Raw genomic sequence first — 19,365 nt, 5'->3', positions numbered from 1 at the left:
ATCATACGAACCATTTAACAAATACATGAAAGTATGGTTTACTCCTCTGATTTCATTTTCTCTGTGGAAAATTGGTAAGGGACAGCGTAAAAGCTTGTGTGGCTCATACCAACCTTCCGAAGTCATGTACCTTGCAAAACCCTTAAATATACGGTTCACTATTGAAAGATATACAGGTGGAATAATGAAAGCAAGAAGTGGACACATTCTGATAAAGGGAAAGATGGACTGGCATCAACTCCAGGATGTTTACACTGAGGTGTTCACTACTTTTCTGAAAGAAACTAAGCAATGGAATGAAAATGAACCTGAACTCAATGATGTGCTTCTCTGCATGAACATTATGGACCTTCAGAGGAACCGGAAGCCAGAGGGTTACAATCGCCCTGGATTCATGCGGCTTTTTTTCCCCATACGAGAAGACGGTAAAATTGAGTTTTGCATCTACAGAAATTCAAAGTGTGCGGAAGTGGTGAACATTACCCAGGACATTGCTAAGATTCTCGAGAAAAATGGAATAGAAAGTGAGGTAATTTTTGACAAGATGCTTCTGCATGCCAACAAGAAAAAATAGGTAAAATGAATAGTGCTTTATTTCCATTTTTTTAGTAATTTTGCAGCGGTTTCTCTGGTTGTTGGGGTTGATACTCAGCAGGTAGCAGATGGTAGGGCTGCTGAGTGTATGGGGATTGCTGCACTTACTGGAGATGTTGGTTTTATGTGTCCAGAATGCATAATCCACAACACAGACAACAATTACGACCAGTAAGACCATGACCATTGTAGAAACCAGAGTGGAATGTCTCTGAAACATTATTGAAGAGGATTTTGCCTATATGGTCAAGATAATCCTCTCTCTGAACGCATTTCTAGGATGGCAGAGTATCACTTTTTGGCTGGATATCCCAGGGATGCTTATTCCATTGTCTAGATTGCTTATCCGACTTATGACCTACAAGTATTGTAAGTGGATATCTACGGAGTTCTGTGCACGGTCTCCACTTGGTTTTTTCTACTTTTCTTTCAGTCCGTCGCTCCGATATGCTAATGCAGCACAAGCAAGAAAATCATCAAGGGTGTGGAGCAAACTCAGCAGGTTCTTCGCTTCAGCAACAGCAAGAATTTCGTTACCTTCTACCTTCATCGAGATATAATTATCATTCTCTAGTTCAATTGCTTTAGCCACAATCCGTGCAGTTTCTTTACTTTCAAATTTTATCCTCAGTTCGGCTCTATTCATCTTCATCCTCTATATAGATTTGTACACCCAGGTCCTTCACAAATCGCCAGCTCTCTCCAGCCCTTCTACCTTCCTCAATCTCCTGCAGAAAATTCTTCACTCTGGCGTCCATGTCATCTGCATAATAAAGGGCACATGCTTCTGGTATCACCCAGGAAATTTTGCCCTCAATTGTCTCCTGTACTGCGAACCTGCCATGGTGTCGGAGAATAATGTGATAAAGCTTCCATTTCAGTTGCTCTGGGAAAACAGAGAGTTGACGGAGCTTTGTTTCAATAATTTCGATGGAAATGTAGGTGTGGGTGAGGAATCTGCCTGCATCTGTAGTGTCAATTGCAAGAGAGACACTGTATTCCTGAATTTTTCCAAGGTCATGAAGGATTGCTGCAGTAATCAGCAGGTCCCTGTTAAGTTCAGGATAAAGTTCACAGAGGGTAGAGCAGAGCCGCACCACATTGCAGGTGTGTTCCAGAAGTCCGCCAATGTAGGCATGATGTTTCATTTTGGCTGCAGGACTTTCCATAAAACTCTTTTTCAGATTCTCATCTGCAAAGATGGATTTGAGTAATGCACCGAGGTTTGGATCTACAATTTTCCCAATTTCAGACTCTATAAATTTCATCAGTTCCTCCCTGTTCTTTTTTGTGATGGGAACCAACTGCAATCCCTTTGCCTCCTCATCAGTGCAAATTCTGAACATGTCCTTCTCCTCGTTTATGTTCACTGTGAGTTCATTAGAGTAAGTGTCCATAACAACATCGCCTTCAATTTCTACCAGTGTCTTGCTAGGCTGGATCGCCTCGTAAAATTCCATCACCTTTGAGTGGATTGGCATTCCCCAGAACTTTAGCGGAATTTTTGCTTCTCCATCTGAAATTGTTATTTTAAAAAATTTACCTTTCGTATAATCTTTTACGAAGGCCTTTTCCCAGACCACGAACTTACCAGCAATTCTCTGCCCCTCTACACACTCCGAAATTTTGCTCATAATTAAAAGAAAAACAGGGAGTATATAAAAAGATTGGAGAAAGATTTTATGCGTTGCTTGTTGTTGTTTCTGGAGCAAAAACCTTTGCACTGAGCACAACAAGTATGCCCCATGCCGCAAAAATCACCAGCGTCATTGGAACGCCTACAGCAAGCAGTTCTGGCACTACCTCATCCATTCCTCTTGTAAGAAATGGGAAATAGGGAACAATCTCCTGGTGTGCATAGTGTTCCACAGCCAGCATCAGGGCACCGCCCCAGAGCATTAGGTTCAGTCCTGCAATTCTTGCGTTCCAGACCGATGAAAATCTCTTTCTGCCAAGCACTGCAATCAACAGCACGATAAATCCCACTGCCGTTGGCACAAGAAAACATCCCATTTTTTCACCTCCGTTCTTTCCTTCCAAATACCTTTTCAATCCCTATACTACCTATCCACACGCCAAGCACAGGAATCAGCATCAAAAAGCCAAGCAATGTAGCGTTACTCACGAGTCCGTCCGTCTCAAACTCTATGAACTCGCCACCTTCTTCCATGTACCCTATTAGGTGGTCAACTAGAATCATCAATGCTGCACCCCAGAGCATCAGGGAAAGATAGTGCACCTTGTACTTCTTCCCTGCATTTTTCTGTTTTTCTAGTACGAAGTAGATTGCAGTAGCAATCACAGCACAGATTGTTGTTGTTATCAGCCACATTTTTCCACCTCTACATTGGTAGCACTTTTTTCTATTTGTTGCTACAAAATGCATACTGATATATAAAAATTGCTACTACGTTATTCACAAAAAGGTCTCTGTTGAGTTCCGACTTTATCCATCGTTTTGTCAGGATGCAGAAGCAGGAATAAAAATATATAGGATAAGAGATATAGGTGCAAATACAAAACAGAACTGGAGGCATTGCAAATGGTAGAAGAAGTCATCTGCACAGTGGAGTTCATAAAACAGGCAAACATCTACCTGGCAAGGGTTCAAAGCGAGGTGGGTGGAGTTCGGGAGTACAAGAGTAACTCTATAAACGAGGTGCTGGAACAAGTAGTAATTGACCTACAGGAAGAATTCGAATCATCTTTTGAATAATTTTTCTATATTTTCAGCACCCCATTTTTCATTATTGGGATCCACTCTCCTTTTCTCAATAGACAAATTGTCGGTTTTTTAATCAAGCAGTCGTAGTGGTTGAGTGCTGGCGCATCTTCGTCGTAATTTGCACCGATAGCCAAATGGCAGGTGCCGTAGACCTTCTCGTCTTCTAGCATATTTCCACTTATTATCGCCGAGTGATTGAGTCCAATCCCGATTTCTCCTAGGTGGGTAGCATTTTTCATGTAAATTTCTGCCTTGTCTCTGTCAAATTTCCCGTTTTTTTCCATCTCCTTTACCTTATTTCTTGTAATGGCAATGCTTTTCTGCAGCAATTTTGCATCTTTGCCACCAGTGATTTTTTCCCCGAATCCATCCCTGAATTCAACTTTTACTGGGCGTTCGGTAACTACATCTCCCCAGTATGTAGAAATTGAGCCATCAACAACAACGATGCCATTTGTCTTTTCGATTGCAGGAGAGAGATAAACCTCCCCTGCAGGAATATTACCACCTGTACCAGGTGTCGAATAATTTCCATCGTCCTTCTTAGCTTTTCTTCCTGCAATACCGATTTCCACATCGGTCCCGTTTTTGCTCTGGATTCGTACAGACTCCGCACCTTCAAACATCTTAGCCAGTTTCTCCGCATCACTTCTCATCTTTGCATAATCAATATCAACTGCTCTTTCAAAAATTTCTCTTGTGATCCCTGGAGTCCATATTGTACGAATTTTCTTCATTGCCATATAAGCATCAAAAATGTTGGTATATTCTTTGCCATTAACAATATATGGATTTACGAGGGCTTCTTCGTCTTTTCCAAGCTTTAATTCTGAAATGGACATTACCACTTCTGGCTCTGTTTCGATTGCCTTCCTCACGATTTTTTCCATAAAGTCAACCTGGGTCTTCCGCTGCTGGATGCAGATGACTGGTTTTGCACTGGTCTTGAGACACGAATTATAAATTGCGGTTGAAATTGTTAGCACATCCCGAGACGGATTCGTAATAATCAGTACTCTTTCGTCTTGTTTTATGTCAAGCACATTCTTTGTGATTGCCAGAGCACTTTTTTTTAGTTTCTTTTCTGATAGTTTTGCTGCTGTCATAAATAGGAGAACGCAATCTATATTATATCACTTTGGGATGAGCACTCCTTTTTTATTTAACTGGGATGAGGTATAATAGAATTAATTTGAAAATGTTGATACAACAGCGTTCAAAAATTTTAGGCCTGTACTAAATGAAGCAAGGGTAAACTTTTTTAATATCTTCTTGTATTCAAGTTCTGTTTAAGCCGTCGTAGCTCAGCGGTGGAGCGTCCGGCTGTTAAACTGCATAAGCAATGCAGAGACCGGCAGGTCGGCGGTTCGAATCCGCCCGACGGCGCATCTGGGTCCGTAGCTTAGCCCGGTGGAGCGATTGGCTCATAACCAATTGGTCGTCGGTTCAAATCCGGCCGGACCCATTACAAACTACCATTTATAGTCGGCTAGACCCAACCTTTTGATCGTCTCCTCTTTTATTCTACCGTTAGGGTCAATCCCTCTGATGGAATAGTACTCACCGAGCATTTGTTCAAATTCTTCTTGTGTAATAACTCCTTTATCTGGCACTTCTGGGAGTGGTGTGAGGAATCTTGCTGGCAAAGTATCATCAATGCAGCCCTCTCTTTCGTTAAACATCCGCTGGAGGATAAAACCACGTTCACCAATTTCGAGAAAATCCTCCATTGTGTAGTTGAAACCAGTTGCGAGATTTACAAGTTCAAGCAATTCGGGCAACTTGATTGCCCCATATTGATGGGTAAACTGGCAGAGAATGAGCGAATTTCCTAGCACACAAAAATCCTGTGTTTTTGCAATCATTCTCGCCTTTCCTTCTATTCCGTACCTGTCCATTTTTTCTGGGACACCCAGTAGCGACTCTGTGTTCTTGGTGAAGTAGGTATCGTGGTAGGAGGCAACATGACACCCTCCTCTGTTTGCGGTTGCGTAATTGAGCCCGAGCCCTTTCTTTCCTCGTGGTTCGTGCATTGCCACTTCCAATCCCTTAACATGGATGGCAAATTTCTCTGCTTCTTTACCGATTTTATCTGCCATATGCTTTACTCCTTTACCAGCAATCGCACCAAACCCTCTATTTTCCACCATGTCTTCAAGCAACCGGATTATTGCCCTTTCATCACTCCAGTCGACTTTGTAACCCACATCTTTCTCGCTTAGGAGCCCTTTTTCCATCGCTTCAATAACGAATGCGATAGACACGCCTGCAGAAATTGTGTCCACTCCATACATATTACAAATCTGGTTTGCTCTAGAAATTGCAGGTAATGAACTGTTCAGAAGGAGGGACCCAAAAGAGGCAATGGTCTCATACTCAGGACCGCCATATTCTTCATCTACATTCCAGCCATGTTGCTCCTTCGTGCATTTTACAACCCTTTTGCAGCCGATGGTGCAGTCAGAACAAGTATCTCTCCTTACAAGAATTGTATCAACCATTTTCTCGCCAGAAATCTCGTTTGCTTTTTCGTAAGAGCCATTTTGGAAATTTTTTGTGGGCAGGATTGCCAGTTGCGAGAGGGGTTTCACAATTCCTGCAGTACCATACTTTCTGAAATTTTCATTTTCTTTCCCTATTCTCCGAGCAATCTCTCGTACTTTTTCCCCTAGCAGCTTAGAATCTGCCCACTCGATCACACCTGTGCCTTTCACCGCGATTGCCTTCAACTTTTTCGCTCCCATAAGCGCCCCAAATCCAGATCGCCCCAGTGCCCGATTTCTATCTACAATAATGTTGGCAATGGGCACCTGTTTCTCTCCAGCAGGACCTATAGAAAGAACTTCTGCTTTTACTCCGAGTTCTGCTCGGATTTCTTTTTCGACATCTGCTGTATACTTTCCCCACAATTTACCTGCGTCTTTGAACTCGCAAAAGCCATCATGAATCCATAAGTACCTGGGCTGGGCTGCGGTTCCAATAATTATAACTCCATCAAATCCACTTTTCTTTAGTTCTGGCGAGAAAAAACCACCTGCATGGGCTTCGCCCCATATACCAGTTAGTGGTGATTTACCGCATACTATGAATCTACTGTGTCCCGGTAAACCACTGCATGTTAGAGGTCCAGTCCCAAAAAACAACATCGCATTTTTTTCAAGAGGATGCAATCCTTTCTTTGTCTCTCTCATCAGGTAATGGGCGCCAAGAGAAGTGCCACCCATGAACTTTCTCAAGATTTTCTCATCTAGTTTCTCCACTTTTGTGGTTTCATTGGAAAGGTCAACCCTCAGAATTTTGCCATTGTACCCGAACATGTGCTGTGAAATATGTCCATTTTATTTCAATTTTTTGGGCAAGAAGCTTGGATAAAATGAGGGTAGTTTGCTTATCACCTTTCTCCACGATTTTTCCGATGCTATGTGGTTAACTATATTATATTGTTAACGATGTATCAGATGCACAATACCACACAAAGTTTATATATAATATTGCCGATGTTTTACCATAAAAACCTGAAAGAGGTGAGGAAGGTGGAAGAAGAATTTAAAACAAACAATAGGAAAATGAGGAATGACAGCAGTGCTAGGGTGCCTTTTGCCCTGGTTGCAGTGATTATCTTGATTATGAGTGGTTTTGCAATTGCATTGATAAGCAGCGTATCCTACCAGAGGTATGCAGAGCCTGCTCCTTCTCAGTCATTGTATCTTGGTGACATTTTGAGAACGCAGCAGGACCGGATAAGGTCGTTAGCAGAGGAAGCAGTAATGCGTTCTGTAGAAAATCTACAGACCCAGCAGATGTGGTACATTAGCAACGATGCCTACATGAAATTTGTGGATTTGATGAACAAGAACACTGGAGAACAGAATAAAATTGCTGGTAGATATGTGATGACCTACAGCAAGCCCGAGCTTAAGGTAGGAGTAGTGCCTTTTGAATATAATACTGTAAACGCTTTAGGAATGAAGGCGAAACTACGAAGTCCAGTATATTTGAGGATTGCCGGTAGTGTTGATGTTACATTCACAGATACCATCACAAAAGAAAAGGTGTTGACTACCACTGTGGATCTGGATAAAGTGGTGCCCACAACTAGAGCATTTATAATGGACCAGGCAGCAAGATATCAGTTCGATCTGTCTCCAAATGGATTGGGAAACGATATTCTTACCTACATACTCCAGAAGAATCTAGACAATGGTGTAACTCCTACGTCAGATAATGTTAAGGGTGCAGTTCAATTTATAGTGGATTTAGAAACCGCAATGCTGTTCAGGAAAACAAATAATGCGGCACTTCACAACTGGATTATGAGCTTGCCTTCAAAATCAAATGTAGATGTTTATGATGCCTATAAACGCACAACAGGTGCCGGGAGTGGAAAAATCAGAGTTGACCTTTCTGAATATGGGAACACCTTTATCTTCTATGGTGAAAGCACAAAACTGGGAGATACTGAAAGGAAGTACGATGTAAATGTAGGTCTCACGCTGCCTACAGCAAACATCTCAATCATTCCCAGACAGTACTCTTTGATGGACCTTTCTTCAACAAGCACAGCGGCAATCACATATGATATTTATGTGAGGTACGGCACCGTAAATATAGAGGGTTGGGAAGTTAATGTTCCAAGACCTGTAAAGTATAAGACAACGCTTTCATTTGAGCTGAATGCAAGAATTTTCAAGTTTATTACGAGCAGTGCAACCTCTAAAGACCTACCGGGTGTGGAAAACACTGTCTTTTTCGAGAACAACTTTGGAAAACTTTTCACTGCTAGACATGATGTGAAGATTGAACTTAAGAATGCAAAAAATGAAGATGTTTCCACACTAAAAGATGTGTTGGTTGATGTGTACATAGATGGCATCAGCGTTGGTCTCTACAAACCCTCAGATTTCCCACTAACATTGAAGAGTGTAAGAGAGGGAGAGCATCTTGTAGAAGCTACCCTCATGTATGGAAATGGGGAAATGGAGAATGGAAAAACGGTTGTCACAATTCCCAAGACAGTAACAAAAGGTGTGGTTGAGCAAGAATTCAATACAACCTCCGGAGTTAGCACCTCTACATTCTGGTCAATCAGTTTGGCATACATTCACGGAGTGCCGCAGGAACAGAGGATGCTGAAATTGTCTGAATTGTATGGCGCAATTGCGGGCTATCCATTCCCCGAAGACATCAAGAAGATTGATTTCAGCACAAACGAAACAATGAATGCAACCCTCAAACCGTACATTCAGTGGTGTGAAAATTTCAAAGAATATTTGAAAGACGCCAGGAATTCTGTTGCCTTCACCTACAACTTTGAGGGCTATTCGCTTGAAAAATCAATGGTCTCTGCGGTCTCTACATGGGAAGAACTCAGCAAGTCCATGATGTACATCAGAGATACAAGAGGTTTGAACCCACAGCAACTTTTGAACCTTACTGGGAATGTTTATTACAATATTACTAGCATACCAACCTACTTCCCACAAATTGACCAGTATTCTGACATAATCGAAATGATTCTTGAGGCAGTGCAGCCAGGTGGTGTATTAAGTGGATTGTTTGAGGGCATGGATTCGTTACCCTACTACATTGAACTGTTCAAGCAGTTCAAGGACTGGTACGATAATCACAGCGGAGACCTCGGAATGTATGGTCTTCTAGCGACAGGAGCGGTTGTGGCTTTTGTGGTTGGATGGTATGTTTATGCCCCTGATAAAAACCTGACGGAATACATTCAACTCTTGAAGCAACAGTATCAGATTTGGAAACCAAGAATTGAACAACTTCACAATCTCTTCAGTTCAATGGGTGTAAATGACATCTATGGATTTGGTGCGGTTGTGCTTGGCAAATACTTCTTTGGTGGTGGTCTTAGCTGGGTGGACTATGTGGATAATGTGATTGCTCAGCTCAACTACTGGAAGCCGAAGATAATTCAACTCAGAGGCAATCTTCAGTCCCTGGGTGCGGATAACATCTATGGGTATGGCGCAGTGCTTCTCGGCAAGTATGTGTTTGCTCCGAACCTGAATTGGTCTGAGTACATAGACGCGCTTAACTCCTACATGCCCGACATCATAGGCCTCAAGAACCAGTTTAACGCAATTGGAATAAAGGACATTTATGGGTTTGCGGGAGTAATTGCCTGTAAGTACATGTTTGCCAACGACATGGACTGGGGTACCTACCTTAACCAGCTCAACACGGTCTGGATGCCGAAGATTGTTGCAATTGCAGATAAGTTCAAGACATACGGTATCAACGACCTCTATGGTTTCGGTGCAGTTATCCTTGGAAAATTCGTGCTTGAACCGAACGGCGACTGGTTGACCTATCTAGACCATGTGCCCACATACATAGACAGAATTTTTGCAATGCGGGATTCATTCAAAGCACTTGGAATTAATGATGCATATGGATTTGCAGCAGTGGTGGTGGCGAAGTACACGGTTGCAAAAGATATAGACTGGTGGAATTATACTCAGAATGTAACTGATTTCTGGCTCCCACAGATCGTTGCTCTGAAAGAGGCGTTTGGGGCATTGGGCATAAATGAGTGGTATGGATTTGCAGCGGCTGCAATTGGAAAGTTTGTGTTCGCACCAGACATGACATGGGCAGATTACATTGTGAAATTGAATGAGATTCTCGATGTAAAGAGAATCAACTTCCTGAAGGATTCATTCAAGACCCTCGGGGTCAGTGACGCTCTGGGCTTTGGAGCCGTGATAATTGGAAAGTATGTATTTGCACCAGACAAGGACTGGAATGAGTATCTTGATGAAGCTGCATCGTTTATCGGAGACATTGCAGACCTGAAGAACATGCTGAGGAACGACTTGGGCCTCGGTAACTATGACATTTATGGGTTGGCTGCCGTGGGTCTTGGTAAGTTCATCTTCGGTGCAAATAAGACATGGAAAGAATACATCCAGGATGTAAAATCAGAACTTGGTTTCTGGATCGGGCAGTACAATGACCTCAAATCAATGTTTAGCCAGATATTCAATGTGCTTGGAATAGATGACAAGTACTCTTACCTTGGATTCGCAGCTGTGGTTGCTGGCAAATTCCTGTTTGCTCAGGATATGTCCTGGAAGGATTATGTATCTACCATCACTTCTTACAAAGACCAGCTTTCAAAGTATCTTGATTTCTACAAGGAGCTTCAGGGCACACTCGGAACTGGCGGTGCTGCTGCAGCAGTGGGTGCGATAATCCTCGGAAAGTACATGTTTGCACCTGACATGGGCTGGACAGATTACCTCAACAGTGTTATGAATAGTTATCACTTCTGGGCGGGCAAGCTCCAGGATTTCATTGGAATCTTTTCAAGATATGGTGACCAGCCGATGGTGTTCCGTCTAATGTTCCAGTTTAGAGACGCAGTTCAGCTGATAGACGATACAGCGATGTTCTTCATAAATGATAATACCGATGTGTGGTCGATAATTGGGAAAGACAACTGGGTCAAAGTCCACGACTTCATTTCTACGTACCTGAAAGGCATCGTTGACATCATTAACATTGTTGAGAAAGGACTCAATCTCTACACTTCAGTGCTCAACCTGATCAAAGAATGGAAGGACTTTGATGACTGGACAAATGTTACGAGCGTGCTTGCTCTGCTTACAGACACAGTGAATGTTGCAATTCAGGCTGTTGATTTCCTCATAGACATCGTTACATTCCTCAATGAACAGTGTCTGCTGAATGGATTGATTCAGATTAAAGAAACCCTCATGTGGATTTCTTCAAACCTGATGGTGATTGCAAATGCAATTGTGGCTGTTGCAAATGTAGTGCGCATGTTCATGGATGAGTTGAAAGCGAACAACGGAGACATAGTTAAAACACTGACACATCTATTCTTTGGATTTGACCTCACTTCTGCAATGTGGTACATGGCACTTGGTAGTGCTGTGCTTGCAATAGGTGAAGCCCTTGCAGCTTTCGGTATCTCAGTCAGCTGGATACCAGTAGTAGGACAGGTGTTGCTTGCAATTGGAGCAGTTATCCTGATAATCTGGGCTATATTCAACTGGGATGACTTTGTGGGTATGCTCTTTGGAGGTAAAGACCAGTCGTTGCCTGTGAACGGCGAGGAAGTCACCAAACTGAAGAACGATGTTACGACAAACCTGAACAGTACGATGTACTTCTTTGCGAATGTAAACGAGTCAAAGCCACTCACATCAATCAGGGATGCCACGATTGCTCAGGCATCTGGATATCACCTCAAGCAGTTTGCTGCCTATGCAGTGGATGAGAAAGTAGCAAAAGACATGGAGACCCTCGGCAGCTGGTACAAAGAGTACGGTACAAATCTCAACAACTACACAAAGCACCAACTCCTGATGAAATGGGCTGTGACAGAATTCTGGAGACAGGCAGACGACTTTGTGGACAAGAAGAACAAGGCAAATCCAACCTATGGAAAGCACAGTGAGGGTTTTGAGGACACATTTGTGTCCAAGGGACTGTTCAAGAAGAAAAAGTATGTCCATTGGTACATTGCGCTGATCTATGTCACAGATAAGAATACTGGTGTAACCACTCAACTCCGACAGAGCGATGGGCAGATTGAGAGCTTTATTGATGCCCTGAACTACACCACTGTAGAAAACTACACGATAAAATACGAAATCATTGGAGATAAGATTCCACCGCAGGGTATTCAGGACTGGGCAGATACAATGAAGAAAGTGGGTGATGAACTCACATACTGGAACGAAAGAATGGCAGAGGCAAAGGCGAAACTGGACTATGTGAGAAACTTCTTTGATGCTAAGAATTTCACTAAGGACTGGGGCTATATGCAGATCTACCTCGATCCAGAAATTGAGGAAATCGATGTTTCAGTCAAGCTGAGCACTGGTGGAAGCTTTGCATATGCACACAACTACACAGTCCAGGGCACAACGACAAACCTCAAGTTCCACATTGCTAAGGATGACTTGAAACCCTACTCTCTCTATCTAACACCTGGAACCTATATTGTCTCCTGGTCTAATCCGACACCCCCAGTAACCCTAAATGGCACGAGCACTACAGTTACAGTGAAAGCATACAGTTCACCAGGGTTCAATGCAGCAGTGGTGAAGATTGAAGTAAAGCACAAGTACAATATGGCATTCAGAATTGAGGACATTCCAAATCTCAATGCTTACTACAATTACACATATGTGGTTAATAACACCACCTATACAATTGCAAAGTGGTTCTGGGGCTTCAAATACGGTGCCCATGTGATAGTTAGTGGTGTAGAGCCAAATGGTGTTGCCCATGTGATTACAGAGTACAACTTCGGTGAGAATCCGCCCAGTGGCTACATCACAATCCCTGATTATGTGCTGCAGCCAGGTGGCAAGATCAAGATTGAGGTATGGATTGACATTGACAAGAATCCAAGCAGTATGAAGGACTATGATGGTACTGAAGCCATGAGTGCAACGCAGACTGCATTCTATAGATGGGAGAAGAACGGTGCTTACTATGCTGATGTGGAAAACGGGAGTGCACATGGTGGGGTTTACAAGGAGACCAGTGAAATAAATGTGTTTGCGTACGCAAATCCAGCAAAACCATCTGAGGAAAAGAAGTTCGTTCTTAGAATCTATCCGAGCACTGGCGACGATACAGTGTATCCGAGAAGTGATGCAGGCACCTTCCATGTATGGGCTTTGGAGAGCAGTGGCGGTGGCGGACCCTATCCCCCACCAAATCCCGGCACCTACAACCGCCAGGCAGCTTACAACTATGCCCAGCAATACTGGAATAAAGTATGTGCCTGCGGTTATGACTACAACCCCTACGGTGGTGACTGCGCCCACTTTGTTTCAGAGTGCTTGCTTGCTGGTGGCGTTGACAACCGTGGCTATGGCGGTGGACACGACAAGATAATTGTTTACTGCCCCCACATGTACAGCTGGTTCATGAACCAACACATTGGTAGCAGGGTAAACAGCATTAATCAGATGGATGTCGGTGACATAATCCTCTATGACTGGAATGGAGATGGCACATGGGACCATGCAGCCCTCTACATTGGCAACAACCAGGTGGCAGCCCATAACAACAATCATTGGGGTGCATACTGGACACTTGGCGGTGCAAGTGCCTATGCGCTGCTCCACATTGAAATCTAAAGATTTTTCCACCTTTCTTTAAACTTTTTTTTTGTTTTTGATTTTTGGCATTTCCTTTATCTTTGCCATCTATTTTGTCATCGCCTTTTTGAACACAGGTACTGAAATTGCAAGCAGAACTGTTCCGAAGCCGATGAGAATCGCAAGTTCCAGAGAAACAGCGGAGAGGTCAGCGCCGAGCACCATCACTTTACGCAATGCCGTGGTGGCATAGGTTAAAGGTAGAAATTTTGCAATTATCTGCATGAATTCAGGCATCTGCTGGATCGGGAAAAATACGCCACTCATAAACATCATCGGAAACATCAGGGTCATCATTACCATGGTTGCGGTTTCTTCCCTATCTGAGAAGGAAGTTATGAGAATTCCAAGCCCGACGAAGCTGTAAACCGTGAGCAAGATGAGCAAGATTACCAGTAAAATGTTGCCATGGATTGTGACACCAAACAAAAACACTGCCAGCAGGAAAATAATGACTGCCTGCACGAGCCCCCTGATAGTTTGAGCAAGAACTTTGCCAAGAATTATTGAGAGGCGATGAATTGGTGCCATTAGCATTCCATCTAATGTACCGACATCCCTTTCGTAGGAGATTGCATGCGGTAAGCCAGTCATCACAGACATCATCAGGGTCATTGCAATTATGCCGGGTGCAACAAACTGGAAATAGTTCGAATTCCCCTCTACAATTCCTCTGTATTCTACATTGTAGGGTTTTATGTAGGAAATCGTGTAATTCATTGATATGTTGTAGGTTGTGTTGAGTTTATACATTGCCACCTGTGTCCCAATTGCCTCAATCGTTTTTGCAAGCACAATCTGCATCGTTGCGGAGAGTTGTGGGTTAGATTGGTCTGTAACAATCTCCACGCAGCCCTGTCTTCCCATGATAATCTCCGTGGTAAAATTGGAAGGTATCACCAAGCCAGCAGATAATTCTCCATTCTGGATTCTGACCTTAATTTCTTCAAAATCTCTTGCCTCGCTTAACCTCATCATGCCAGTTTGATTGTTTACAGCATTAATCTGCTCAATCAAAATCTGGCTCATATTCATTGAGATGTTGGTATGATTATGGGGAACATAAACGGTGTATCCCTCGTCAAGGTTTGCAATTGCAACTGGCTGGTCTTTAAGTGTATTATTTGAAGGAAATATAAAGCCCACCATTGCCATCATAAACAGAGGCATGAGAACAAGCATAATCACCCGCATCTTGCTCCTTGAAAACTCCACGAGGTCTTTCCAGCAAATCCAGAAACTATGGATAAGCACATTTCTTGCACTCATTTCTTTCACCTCCTACCTCTCTCATTTTCGTTGCTCCATGGCTTCCTTCTGGTATGACTTATTCTCTTTGTATCTTCACGAATTTCTCTGCCTGTAAGATGGATAAACACATCTTCAAGTGTCGGCTCCAAATTTCTTACAGTTCTGATTCTGCCATTATTTTTCCTGATTAAATCAAGTAATCTATCAAACGAGTCCTCGCCCTTCGCCCGCACCTTCACTCTTGTAGCATCTTCTTGCACTACCGAAACGACGAAATCTGCAGTCCTGATACTGCTCAATAATTCTGTATTCAGATTGGGAATTTCAAACTCCATTGTCAGTGTATCAGTGCCAGAAACGATTTTTTTCAGGTTTGATGGAGTGTCTAGTGCCACAATTTTGCCCCTGTCAATTATGCCTATGCGGTTGCAGAGAATCTCTGCTTCAACCATTATGTGAGTTGTTAGAATCATTGTTGTTCCTTGCTCCAGATTTATTCGTTTTATAAGCTCACGGATTTCCACTGTTGATTGCGGGTCGAGTCCGAGTGTGGGTTCATCAAGAAACAGAATTTCTGGTTCGTGAATCATCGCTCTAACCACATTTATTTTCTGCTTCATTCCTGTTGAAAATGTGCCTACTCTCTTGTGCTTCCATTTCTCCATTCTCACAAACTTCAAAAGTTTGTCAATCCGTTTCTCAAGTTTATCATCTGATAGATTGTAGAGTTTCCCGTAGAGGCGCAGATTCTCCCAGGCAGTAAGGTCATTGTACATTATCAACTTCTCAGCTACAAGTCCGATGTGTTCCCTCACCTTTGCATCTTCTTTAACGATGTCATAGCCAGCAACTTTTGCCGTCCCTTCCGTGGGTCTTGTGAGTGTGCAGAGCATTCGCATCGTGGTGCTTTTTCCTGCGCCATTGGGTCCAAGCAACCCGAATATCTCGCCTTTTTTAACATCAAAATTCACATTGTCAACGGCTGTGAAACTGTTAAATCTCTTTGTAAGATTTCTTACCTCTATTGCGTTCATTTATTATCACCATCCAGCTTTGCTATACATTCATCCAGAATTTCCTCAGTTTTCTTTCTGTTTTTTGAAGCGAGAGCCATTGCAAGTTCCCAGATTTGTCCCAATTTTCCCTCGATTTCATCCTCTCCAACAATATCGTGGAGCAATCTTCTTATCACCGTAAACTTTCTTTGGGCTTCTTTTCGCATTTTCTTGAAGTTTGAGAGAAATTGTTCACCCTCTTCTGTAACCATGTAAACTCTTTTAGAGCGTTTTCCTATACTTTGAGGCTGAATGAGCTTTTCTTTTTCCAGTTTCTTAAGGAGTGGGTAAAGGGTTCCCTTGCTTGGCACCCATTTTCCTTCGGTTTTTTCCTCGATTTCTGAGAGAATTTCATAGCCTGATTTTGGCTTTTTCTGAAGGGTGTGCAGAATGTAGAGCGTCAGAAAGGTTTTTGCTCCTTCCTCACTTTTGCACTTGAATTTCATAATACCAATCATAATCCCCTGCAACCAGCACCATTACTTAAATGTTTCGAAATCGAACGGTACGATGCCGAACATTATTCTTGCCAACTTGTTCAAAGAACTGAGTTGTGCACCATGATAAATAAATATATCCTTATTTTAAACTGTTTCTACGCTTAGCTTTTTCCTTTATTCTCCGCCCAATAAATTTAAATAAGACAAACATATACTTCAATCTGGTGATGTTATGAAGTTGAATCAAATAGGGATGATAGGAATTGTGCTTGCCACAATTCTTATTGGGGCAGGGATTGCGAGCGCAGACAACAACACGACCGGTACGAGTCCATCAGATCTAGCATGGCTCTGGGCTATACTTGGTGGGTTACTTCAGTTGGTAATAGGCATAGCACTTGCGATTGCATCCATATATCTAGGTTTGAACGTACTCTCGAAGTTGATGCCGAAGATAAACATTTGGGATGAGGTTAAGAAAGGCAATTACGCAGTGGGCATTGTTTGTGCAGGTGTAGTAATTGCCTATACCCAGGTGATTACCAGTGGCATAAGAGGAATGACTACTGCCATCACAACGAACCCAAGCTTGTTGGGTTTCATTGCTGCACTGATATCTGTGCTTATTGGTATCTTACTTGCATCTCTCGGTATTACCCTTGCTTTCAAAGCACTGGATAAACTCACAAAGAACATTGATGAAACCGAAGAATTGAACAAAAAGAATCTTGCAGTGGGTATTTTAATTGCAGGTATCCTCTACGGTGTCTCCTCGATGATTGCAGCAGCTGTCTCTGGCATCGGTGGCGCAATTGCAGCAGCGATGGGTGCAGGCAACATCCCACTGTAAAAACTTATATACTCCTTTTTTATTTTTCTTTTATGAAATCTGTAAAAGTGTTGTCTGTGTTGTTTGTATTGTTTTTCATCTGTTCAATGGGTGTAATCGGTGCACCAGTGATTCCATATAATCAATATGGGCTTGCGTACAAAGAGGGGAATCTGTTACCATCTAATTCTACAATAACTGCTTGGATAGATGGGGTCAAATATGGCAATGCAAGTGTCAATGCTACTGGTTTCTATGACCTCATCGTGCCCGGTGACAATATTACTGTGATAAATGGCACGATCGTAAATCCAGTTAAGGAGGGTGGAATAGACAATGATATGATTTATTTTACATATGAAACGAACGGAAGCATTTATTTTGCAAATCAAACATCAGTATACGTAAATGGTAGCAGCGTAGAAAAGAATCTGACATTTTATGCTACCACCCAGAAAGCACTTATCTACGAAGTAGTCGCAGAGCCAGGGGATGGCGGTAGCGATTATATCTATCTCTACTTCCCACTTATTTCGGCTGTGAATTTACAGGACTGGAAACTTGAAAAGTGTGGAAATGGCAGTTATAGTGCATGGAGTGCCCCCTTATCTAGTTTAACTACGCAGATATATCCCTCTGGCAGTAACTACCTTTATGTTGACCTTGGAGGAAACATTCTATCAGGTAATGGTGGGAGTCTTAAACTACTTTGGTATTCTTCTGCTTCTTCTGCATGGCTGTGTATAGATAGAGTAGAATGGAATGCCACAACTGGCGGGACGCACAATTATTCTCCAAGCAACACACTTATGGAAGATGCCACGGGTGCGGTAACTCCAGGCATGTCAATAAAGAGAGTGGGAACACCTCCAGTGGATACGAACAACTGCGCCGTGGACTTCATTGTGACGAATGCCACGGAACGCCCACCAACAATTCCAGAACGACTACACATTGCCATGTTTCTACCAATAACAATTGTGGTTTTGCTGAGTTTTAGAAGAAGGGGGATAAAATTATGCTGAAGTATGGCGAACTTACAAGTGAGGATGTTGCAGCTATTAACAAAGAAAAAACTATTGTTTTTTTGCCAATCGGTGCAGTGGAAGCTCACGGCCCCCATCTTCCACTCCTAACTGACTATTTTCAGGCAGAGAAAGTGTGCAGTGAACTAGCAAGCAAATTCAACGGGGTTCTAGCACCCCCACTGTATTACGGAAATTGCAGCAGCACTAAAAACTTTCCCGGCACAATTTCAATTTCAACAGATACGCTACGTTCTCTCATTTATGATATTATCTCTGAATTTACAAGAAATGGTTTCAGGAACTTCGTGCTAATTACAGGTCATGCTGGTGCAGCACACATGCAAGCGGTCAACGAGGCATGCAAGGAGATAGTTTCTAATGAGAGTGAGAATGTTAAGATTATGATGCTCTCGGACTATGATATTGCCTACGAATTGAGAGGTCTCAAGTTTCCACTAGATGATGGACATGGTGGGCTTATAGAGAGCGCGAGGATGCTTTCAATAAGACCAGAGCTTGTTAAAATTGGAAAAGCAAGAAGTGGTAGCAATAGAATTCCTAAATTCATGGTATTAAAGCATCCTGAGAAATACTGGGATGGTTTTACAGGGGAACCGCAAAAAGCTACCAAGGAGCTAGGTAAGGAAATTGATGAATACATAATAGAAAAATTGGTAGCATTGATAAAAGAGAACTTTGGAATTAAATCACAATAACTCTTCCATCAACAATTTCCACGCGCACTAGAGTTTTTATTTTAATCCCACACTCTTTTTCCACTTTTTTCTTGCCCTCTCCTTTATCTACTACTACAACTGCGTCTACAACAATGCCTCCCATCATTCGTATCGCCTTGATTATTGCAGTTAAGGTAGAACCAGTGCTGATTACATTGTCTAACAATAATACCCTGTCCCCTGCTTTTATGTCGTTCACATACATGTTTGACTTAGAATAGCCAGTTATTTGTGTTAGCGACCCCTCCCCTTCCAGTCCATACTTCTTTTTTCTTATTATCACGAAAGGTTTGCGCATTTTCATCGAAACTGCCGTAGCTATGTGGATTCCCATTGCTTCAGGGGTAGCAATTAGATCAAAATCAGGATCTGCAGTTGCAATAACTGCATCTCTTACTTCCTCAATAAGCTCGGGGTAAAGGCGAGGAACACCGTCAGTGAATGGATTTACAAAATAGTTGTATTCCCCAAACCTTGTGATTTTCGCTTCCTGGAGGCTACGTTTGAGCAGTTTAGGTTCCATATCAGGAGATTAAAATG

Annotated in this window: 17 protein-coding genes and 2 tRNA genes; 9 read left to right on the top strand and 10 right to left on the bottom strand. The window is 42.6% G+C overall.

Features of this window, described 5'->3' with window-relative positions; translation table 11 throughout:
• Positions 1–184: 184 nt before the first annotated feature.
• Positions 185–574, top strand: a complete 390-nt coding sequence (locus QXD64_07775) for a hypothetical protein (protein ID MEM3397209.1) — start codon at positions 185–187, stop codon at positions 572–574.
• A 12-nt stretch (positions 575–586) separates the two neighbouring features.
• Positions 587–769, top strand: coding sequence for a hypothetical protein (locus tag QXD64_07770; GenBank protein ID MEM3397208.1), 183 nt, complete (start codon positions 587–589; stop codon positions 767–769).
• A 243-nt stretch (positions 770–1,012) separates the two neighbouring features.
• Here QXD64_07770 and QXD64_07765 read toward each other — a convergent pair whose 3' ends face one another.
• Genes QXD64_07765 through QXD64_07750 form a run of 4 tightly spaced genes read right to left on the bottom strand, consistent with a single transcriptional unit; the run spans position 1,013 to position 2,926 of the window.
• A complete protein-coding gene (locus tag QXD64_07765; GenBank protein ID MEM3397207.1) occupies positions 1,013–1,240 on the bottom strand; it encodes a KEOPS complex subunit Pcc1 in 228 nt (75 codons plus the stop codon).
• Positions 1,233–2,228: an HD domain-containing protein gene (locus QXD64_07760; GenBank protein MEM3397206.1), complete on the bottom strand. Its 996-nt coding sequence runs from the start codon at positions 2,226–2,228 to the stop codon at positions 1,233–1,235. The genes QXD64_07765 and QXD64_07760 overlap by 8 nt, the downstream gene beginning before the upstream one ends.
• Before the next feature lie 46 nt (positions 2,229–2,274).
• Positions 2,275–2,607, bottom strand: a complete 333-nt coding sequence (locus QXD64_07755) for a hypothetical protein (GenBank protein ID MEM3397205.1) — start codon at positions 2,605–2,607, stop codon at positions 2,275–2,277.
• A gap of 4 nt (positions 2,608–2,611) precedes the next feature.
• Positions 2,612–2,926, bottom strand: a complete 315-nt coding sequence (locus QXD64_07750; GenBank protein ID MEM3397204.1) for a hypothetical protein — start codon at positions 2,924–2,926, stop codon at positions 2,612–2,614.
• Between the two features lie 210 nt (positions 2,927–3,136).
• Between QXD64_07750 and QXD64_07745 the strand changes: the two genes are divergently transcribed.
• Positions 3,137–3,310: a hypothetical protein gene (locus QXD64_07745; protein MEM3397203.1), complete on the top strand. Its 174-nt coding sequence runs from the start codon at positions 3,137–3,139 to the stop codon at positions 3,308–3,310.
• 5 nt (positions 3,311–3,315) lie between these two features.
• Here the strand turns inward: QXD64_07745 and QXD64_07740 are convergent, their stop codons facing one another.
• Positions 3,316–4,425: an aminopeptidase gene (locus QXD64_07740; GenBank protein ID MEM3397202.1), complete on the bottom strand. Its 1,110-nt coding sequence runs from the start codon at positions 4,423–4,425 to the stop codon at positions 3,316–3,318.
• A gap of 187 nt (positions 4,426–4,612) precedes the next feature.
• On the opposite strand from QXD64_07740, the gene QXD64_07735 reads away from it, so the two are divergent.
• A tRNA-Asn gene (locus tag QXD64_07735) sits at positions 4,613–4,705 on the top strand.
• A gap of 5 nt (positions 4,706–4,710) precedes the next feature.
• Positions 4,711–4,784: transfer RNA gene (locus QXD64_07730), tRNA-Ile, on the top strand.
• Positions 4,785–4,791: 7 nt separating this feature from the next.
• Here QXD64_07730 and QXD64_07725 read toward each other — a convergent pair.
• Entirely contained in the window at positions 4,792–6,636 is a 1,845-nt protein-coding gene (locus QXD64_07725; protein ID MEM3397201.1) for an aldehyde ferredoxin oxidoreductase family protein, read from the bottom strand.
• Positions 6,637–6,852: 216 nt separating this feature from the next.
• Here QXD64_07725 and QXD64_07720 point away from each other — a divergent pair, with 216 nt between their 5' ends.
• The gene (locus tag QXD64_07720) at positions 6,853–13,464 is read left to right on the top strand and encodes an amidase domain-containing protein (protein ID MEM3397200.1); all 6,612 of its coding nucleotides are present in this window, start codon (positions 6,853–6,855) and stop codon (positions 13,462–13,464) included.
• Between the two features lie 69 nt (positions 13,465–13,533).
• On the opposite strand, the gene QXD64_07715 is transcribed toward QXD64_07720, so the two are convergent.
• The 3 genes from QXD64_07715 to QXD64_07705 are packed head-to-tail and all read right to left on the bottom strand — an operon-like array spanning position 13,534 to position 16,249.
• A complete protein-coding gene (locus QXD64_07715) occupies positions 13,534–14,754 on the bottom strand; it encodes an ABC transporter permease (protein MEM3397199.1) in 1,221 nt (406 codons plus the stop codon).
• A gap of 5 nt (positions 14,755–14,759) precedes the next feature.
• Positions 14,760–15,770, bottom strand: coding sequence for an ABC transporter ATP-binding protein (locus QXD64_07710; protein ID MEM3397198.1), 1,011 nt, complete (start codon positions 15,768–15,770; stop codon positions 14,760–14,762).
• Positions 15,767–16,249 carry a PadR family transcriptional regulator gene (locus QXD64_07705; protein ID MEM3397197.1) on the bottom strand — a complete coding sequence of 161 codons (483 nt, stop codon included), beginning with the start codon at positions 16,247–16,249 and terminating at the stop codon, positions 15,767–15,769. The genes QXD64_07710 and QXD64_07705 overlap by 4 nt, the downstream gene beginning before the upstream one ends.
• A 214-nt stretch (positions 16,250–16,463) precedes the next feature.
• Here QXD64_07705 and QXD64_07700 point away from each other — a divergent pair, with 214 nt between their 5' ends.
• The 3 genes from QXD64_07700 to QXD64_07690 are packed head-to-tail and all read left to right on the top strand — an operon-like array spanning position 16,464 to position 18,804.
• Positions 16,464–17,081: a DUF350 domain-containing protein gene (locus QXD64_07700; GenBank protein MEM3397196.1), complete on the top strand. Its 618-nt coding sequence runs from the start codon at positions 16,464–16,466 to the stop codon at positions 17,079–17,081.
• Positions 17,082–17,113: 32 nt separating this feature from the next.
• Positions 17,114–18,085 carry a hypothetical protein gene (locus tag QXD64_07695; GenBank protein MEM3397195.1) on the top strand — a complete coding sequence of 324 codons (972 nt, stop codon included), beginning with the start codon at positions 17,114–17,116 and terminating at the stop codon, positions 18,083–18,085.
• A complete protein-coding gene (locus QXD64_07690) occupies positions 18,079–18,804 on the top strand; it encodes a creatininase family protein (protein ID MEM3397194.1) in 726 nt (241 codons plus the stop codon). The genes QXD64_07695 and QXD64_07690 overlap by 7 nt, the downstream gene beginning before the upstream one ends.
• Here QXD64_07690 and hpt read toward each other — a convergent pair.
• Positions 18,791–19,348 (bottom strand): hypoxanthine/guanine phosphoribosyltransferase, encoded by a 558-nt coding sequence (gene hpt, locus QXD64_07685; protein ID MEM3397193.1) that lies wholly within the window; start codon positions 19,346–19,348, stop codon positions 18,791–18,793. The genes QXD64_07690 and hpt overlap by 14 nt on opposite strands.
• Positions 19,349–19,365: the final 17 nt, after the last annotated feature.

The sequence above is a fragment of the Thermoplasmata archaeon genome, assembly GCA_038874435.1.
Lineage (GTDB): Archaea > Thermoplasmatota > Thermoplasmata > Lutacidiplasmatales > SKW197 > SKW197.
Note: the sequence above shows the minus strand (reverse complement) of the source record. Positions and strands in the feature narration are given on the sequence as shown.

Coding starts and splice junctions, on each gene's coding strand:
- QXD64_07690 (MEM3397194.1), top strand. CDS start 18,079: ATGCTGAAGTATGGCGAACTTACAAGTGAGGATGTTGCAGCTATTAAC.
- QXD64_07775 (MEM3397209.1), top strand. CDS start 185: ATGAAAGCAAGAAGTGGACACATTCTGATAAAGGGAAAGATGGACTGG.
- QXD64_07710 (MEM3397198.1), bottom strand. CDS start 15,770: ATGAACGCAATAGAGGTAAGAAATCTTACAAAGAGATTTAACAGTTTC.
- QXD64_07740 (MEM3397202.1), bottom strand. CDS start 4,425: ATGACAGCAGCAAAACTATCAGAAAAGAAACTAAAAAAAAGTGCTCTG.
- QXD64_07705 (MEM3397197.1), bottom strand. CDS start 16,249: ATGATTGGTATTATGAAATTCAAGTGCAAAAGTGAGGAAGGAGCAAAA.
- hpt (MEM3397193.1), bottom strand. CDS start 19,348: ATGGAACCTAAACTGCTCAAACGTAGCCTCCAGGAAGCGAAAATCACA.
- QXD64_07700 (MEM3397196.1), top strand. CDS start 16,464: ATGAAGTTGAATCAAATAGGGATGATAGGAATTGTGCTTGCCACAATT.
- QXD64_07755 (MEM3397205.1), bottom strand. CDS start 2,607: ATGGGATGTTTTCTTGTGCCAACGGCAGTGGGATTTATCGTGCTGTTG.
- QXD64_07760 (MEM3397206.1), bottom strand. CDS start 2,228: ATGAGCAAAATTTCGGAGTGTGTAGAGGGGCAGAGAATTGCTGGTAAG.
- QXD64_07750 (MEM3397204.1), bottom strand. CDS start 2,926: ATGTGGCTGATAACAACAACAATCTGTGCTGTGATTGCTACTGCAATC.
- QXD64_07745 (MEM3397203.1), top strand. CDS start 3,137: ATGGTAGAAGAAGTCATCTGCACAGTGGAGTTCATAAAACAGGCAAAC.
- QXD64_07715 (MEM3397199.1), bottom strand. CDS start 14,754: ATGAGTGCAAGAAATGTGCTTATCCATAGTTTCTGGATTTGCTGGAAA.
- QXD64_07725 (MEM3397201.1), bottom strand. CDS start 6,636: ATGTTCGGGTACAATGGCAAAATTCTGAGGGTTGACCTTTCCAATGAA.
- QXD64_07695 (MEM3397195.1), top strand. CDS start 17,114: ATGAAATCTGTAAAAGTGTTGTCTGTGTTGTTTGTATTGTTTTTCATC.
- QXD64_07765 (MEM3397207.1), bottom strand. CDS start 1,240: ATGAATAGAGCCGAACTGAGGATAAAATTTGAAAGTAAAGAAACTGCA.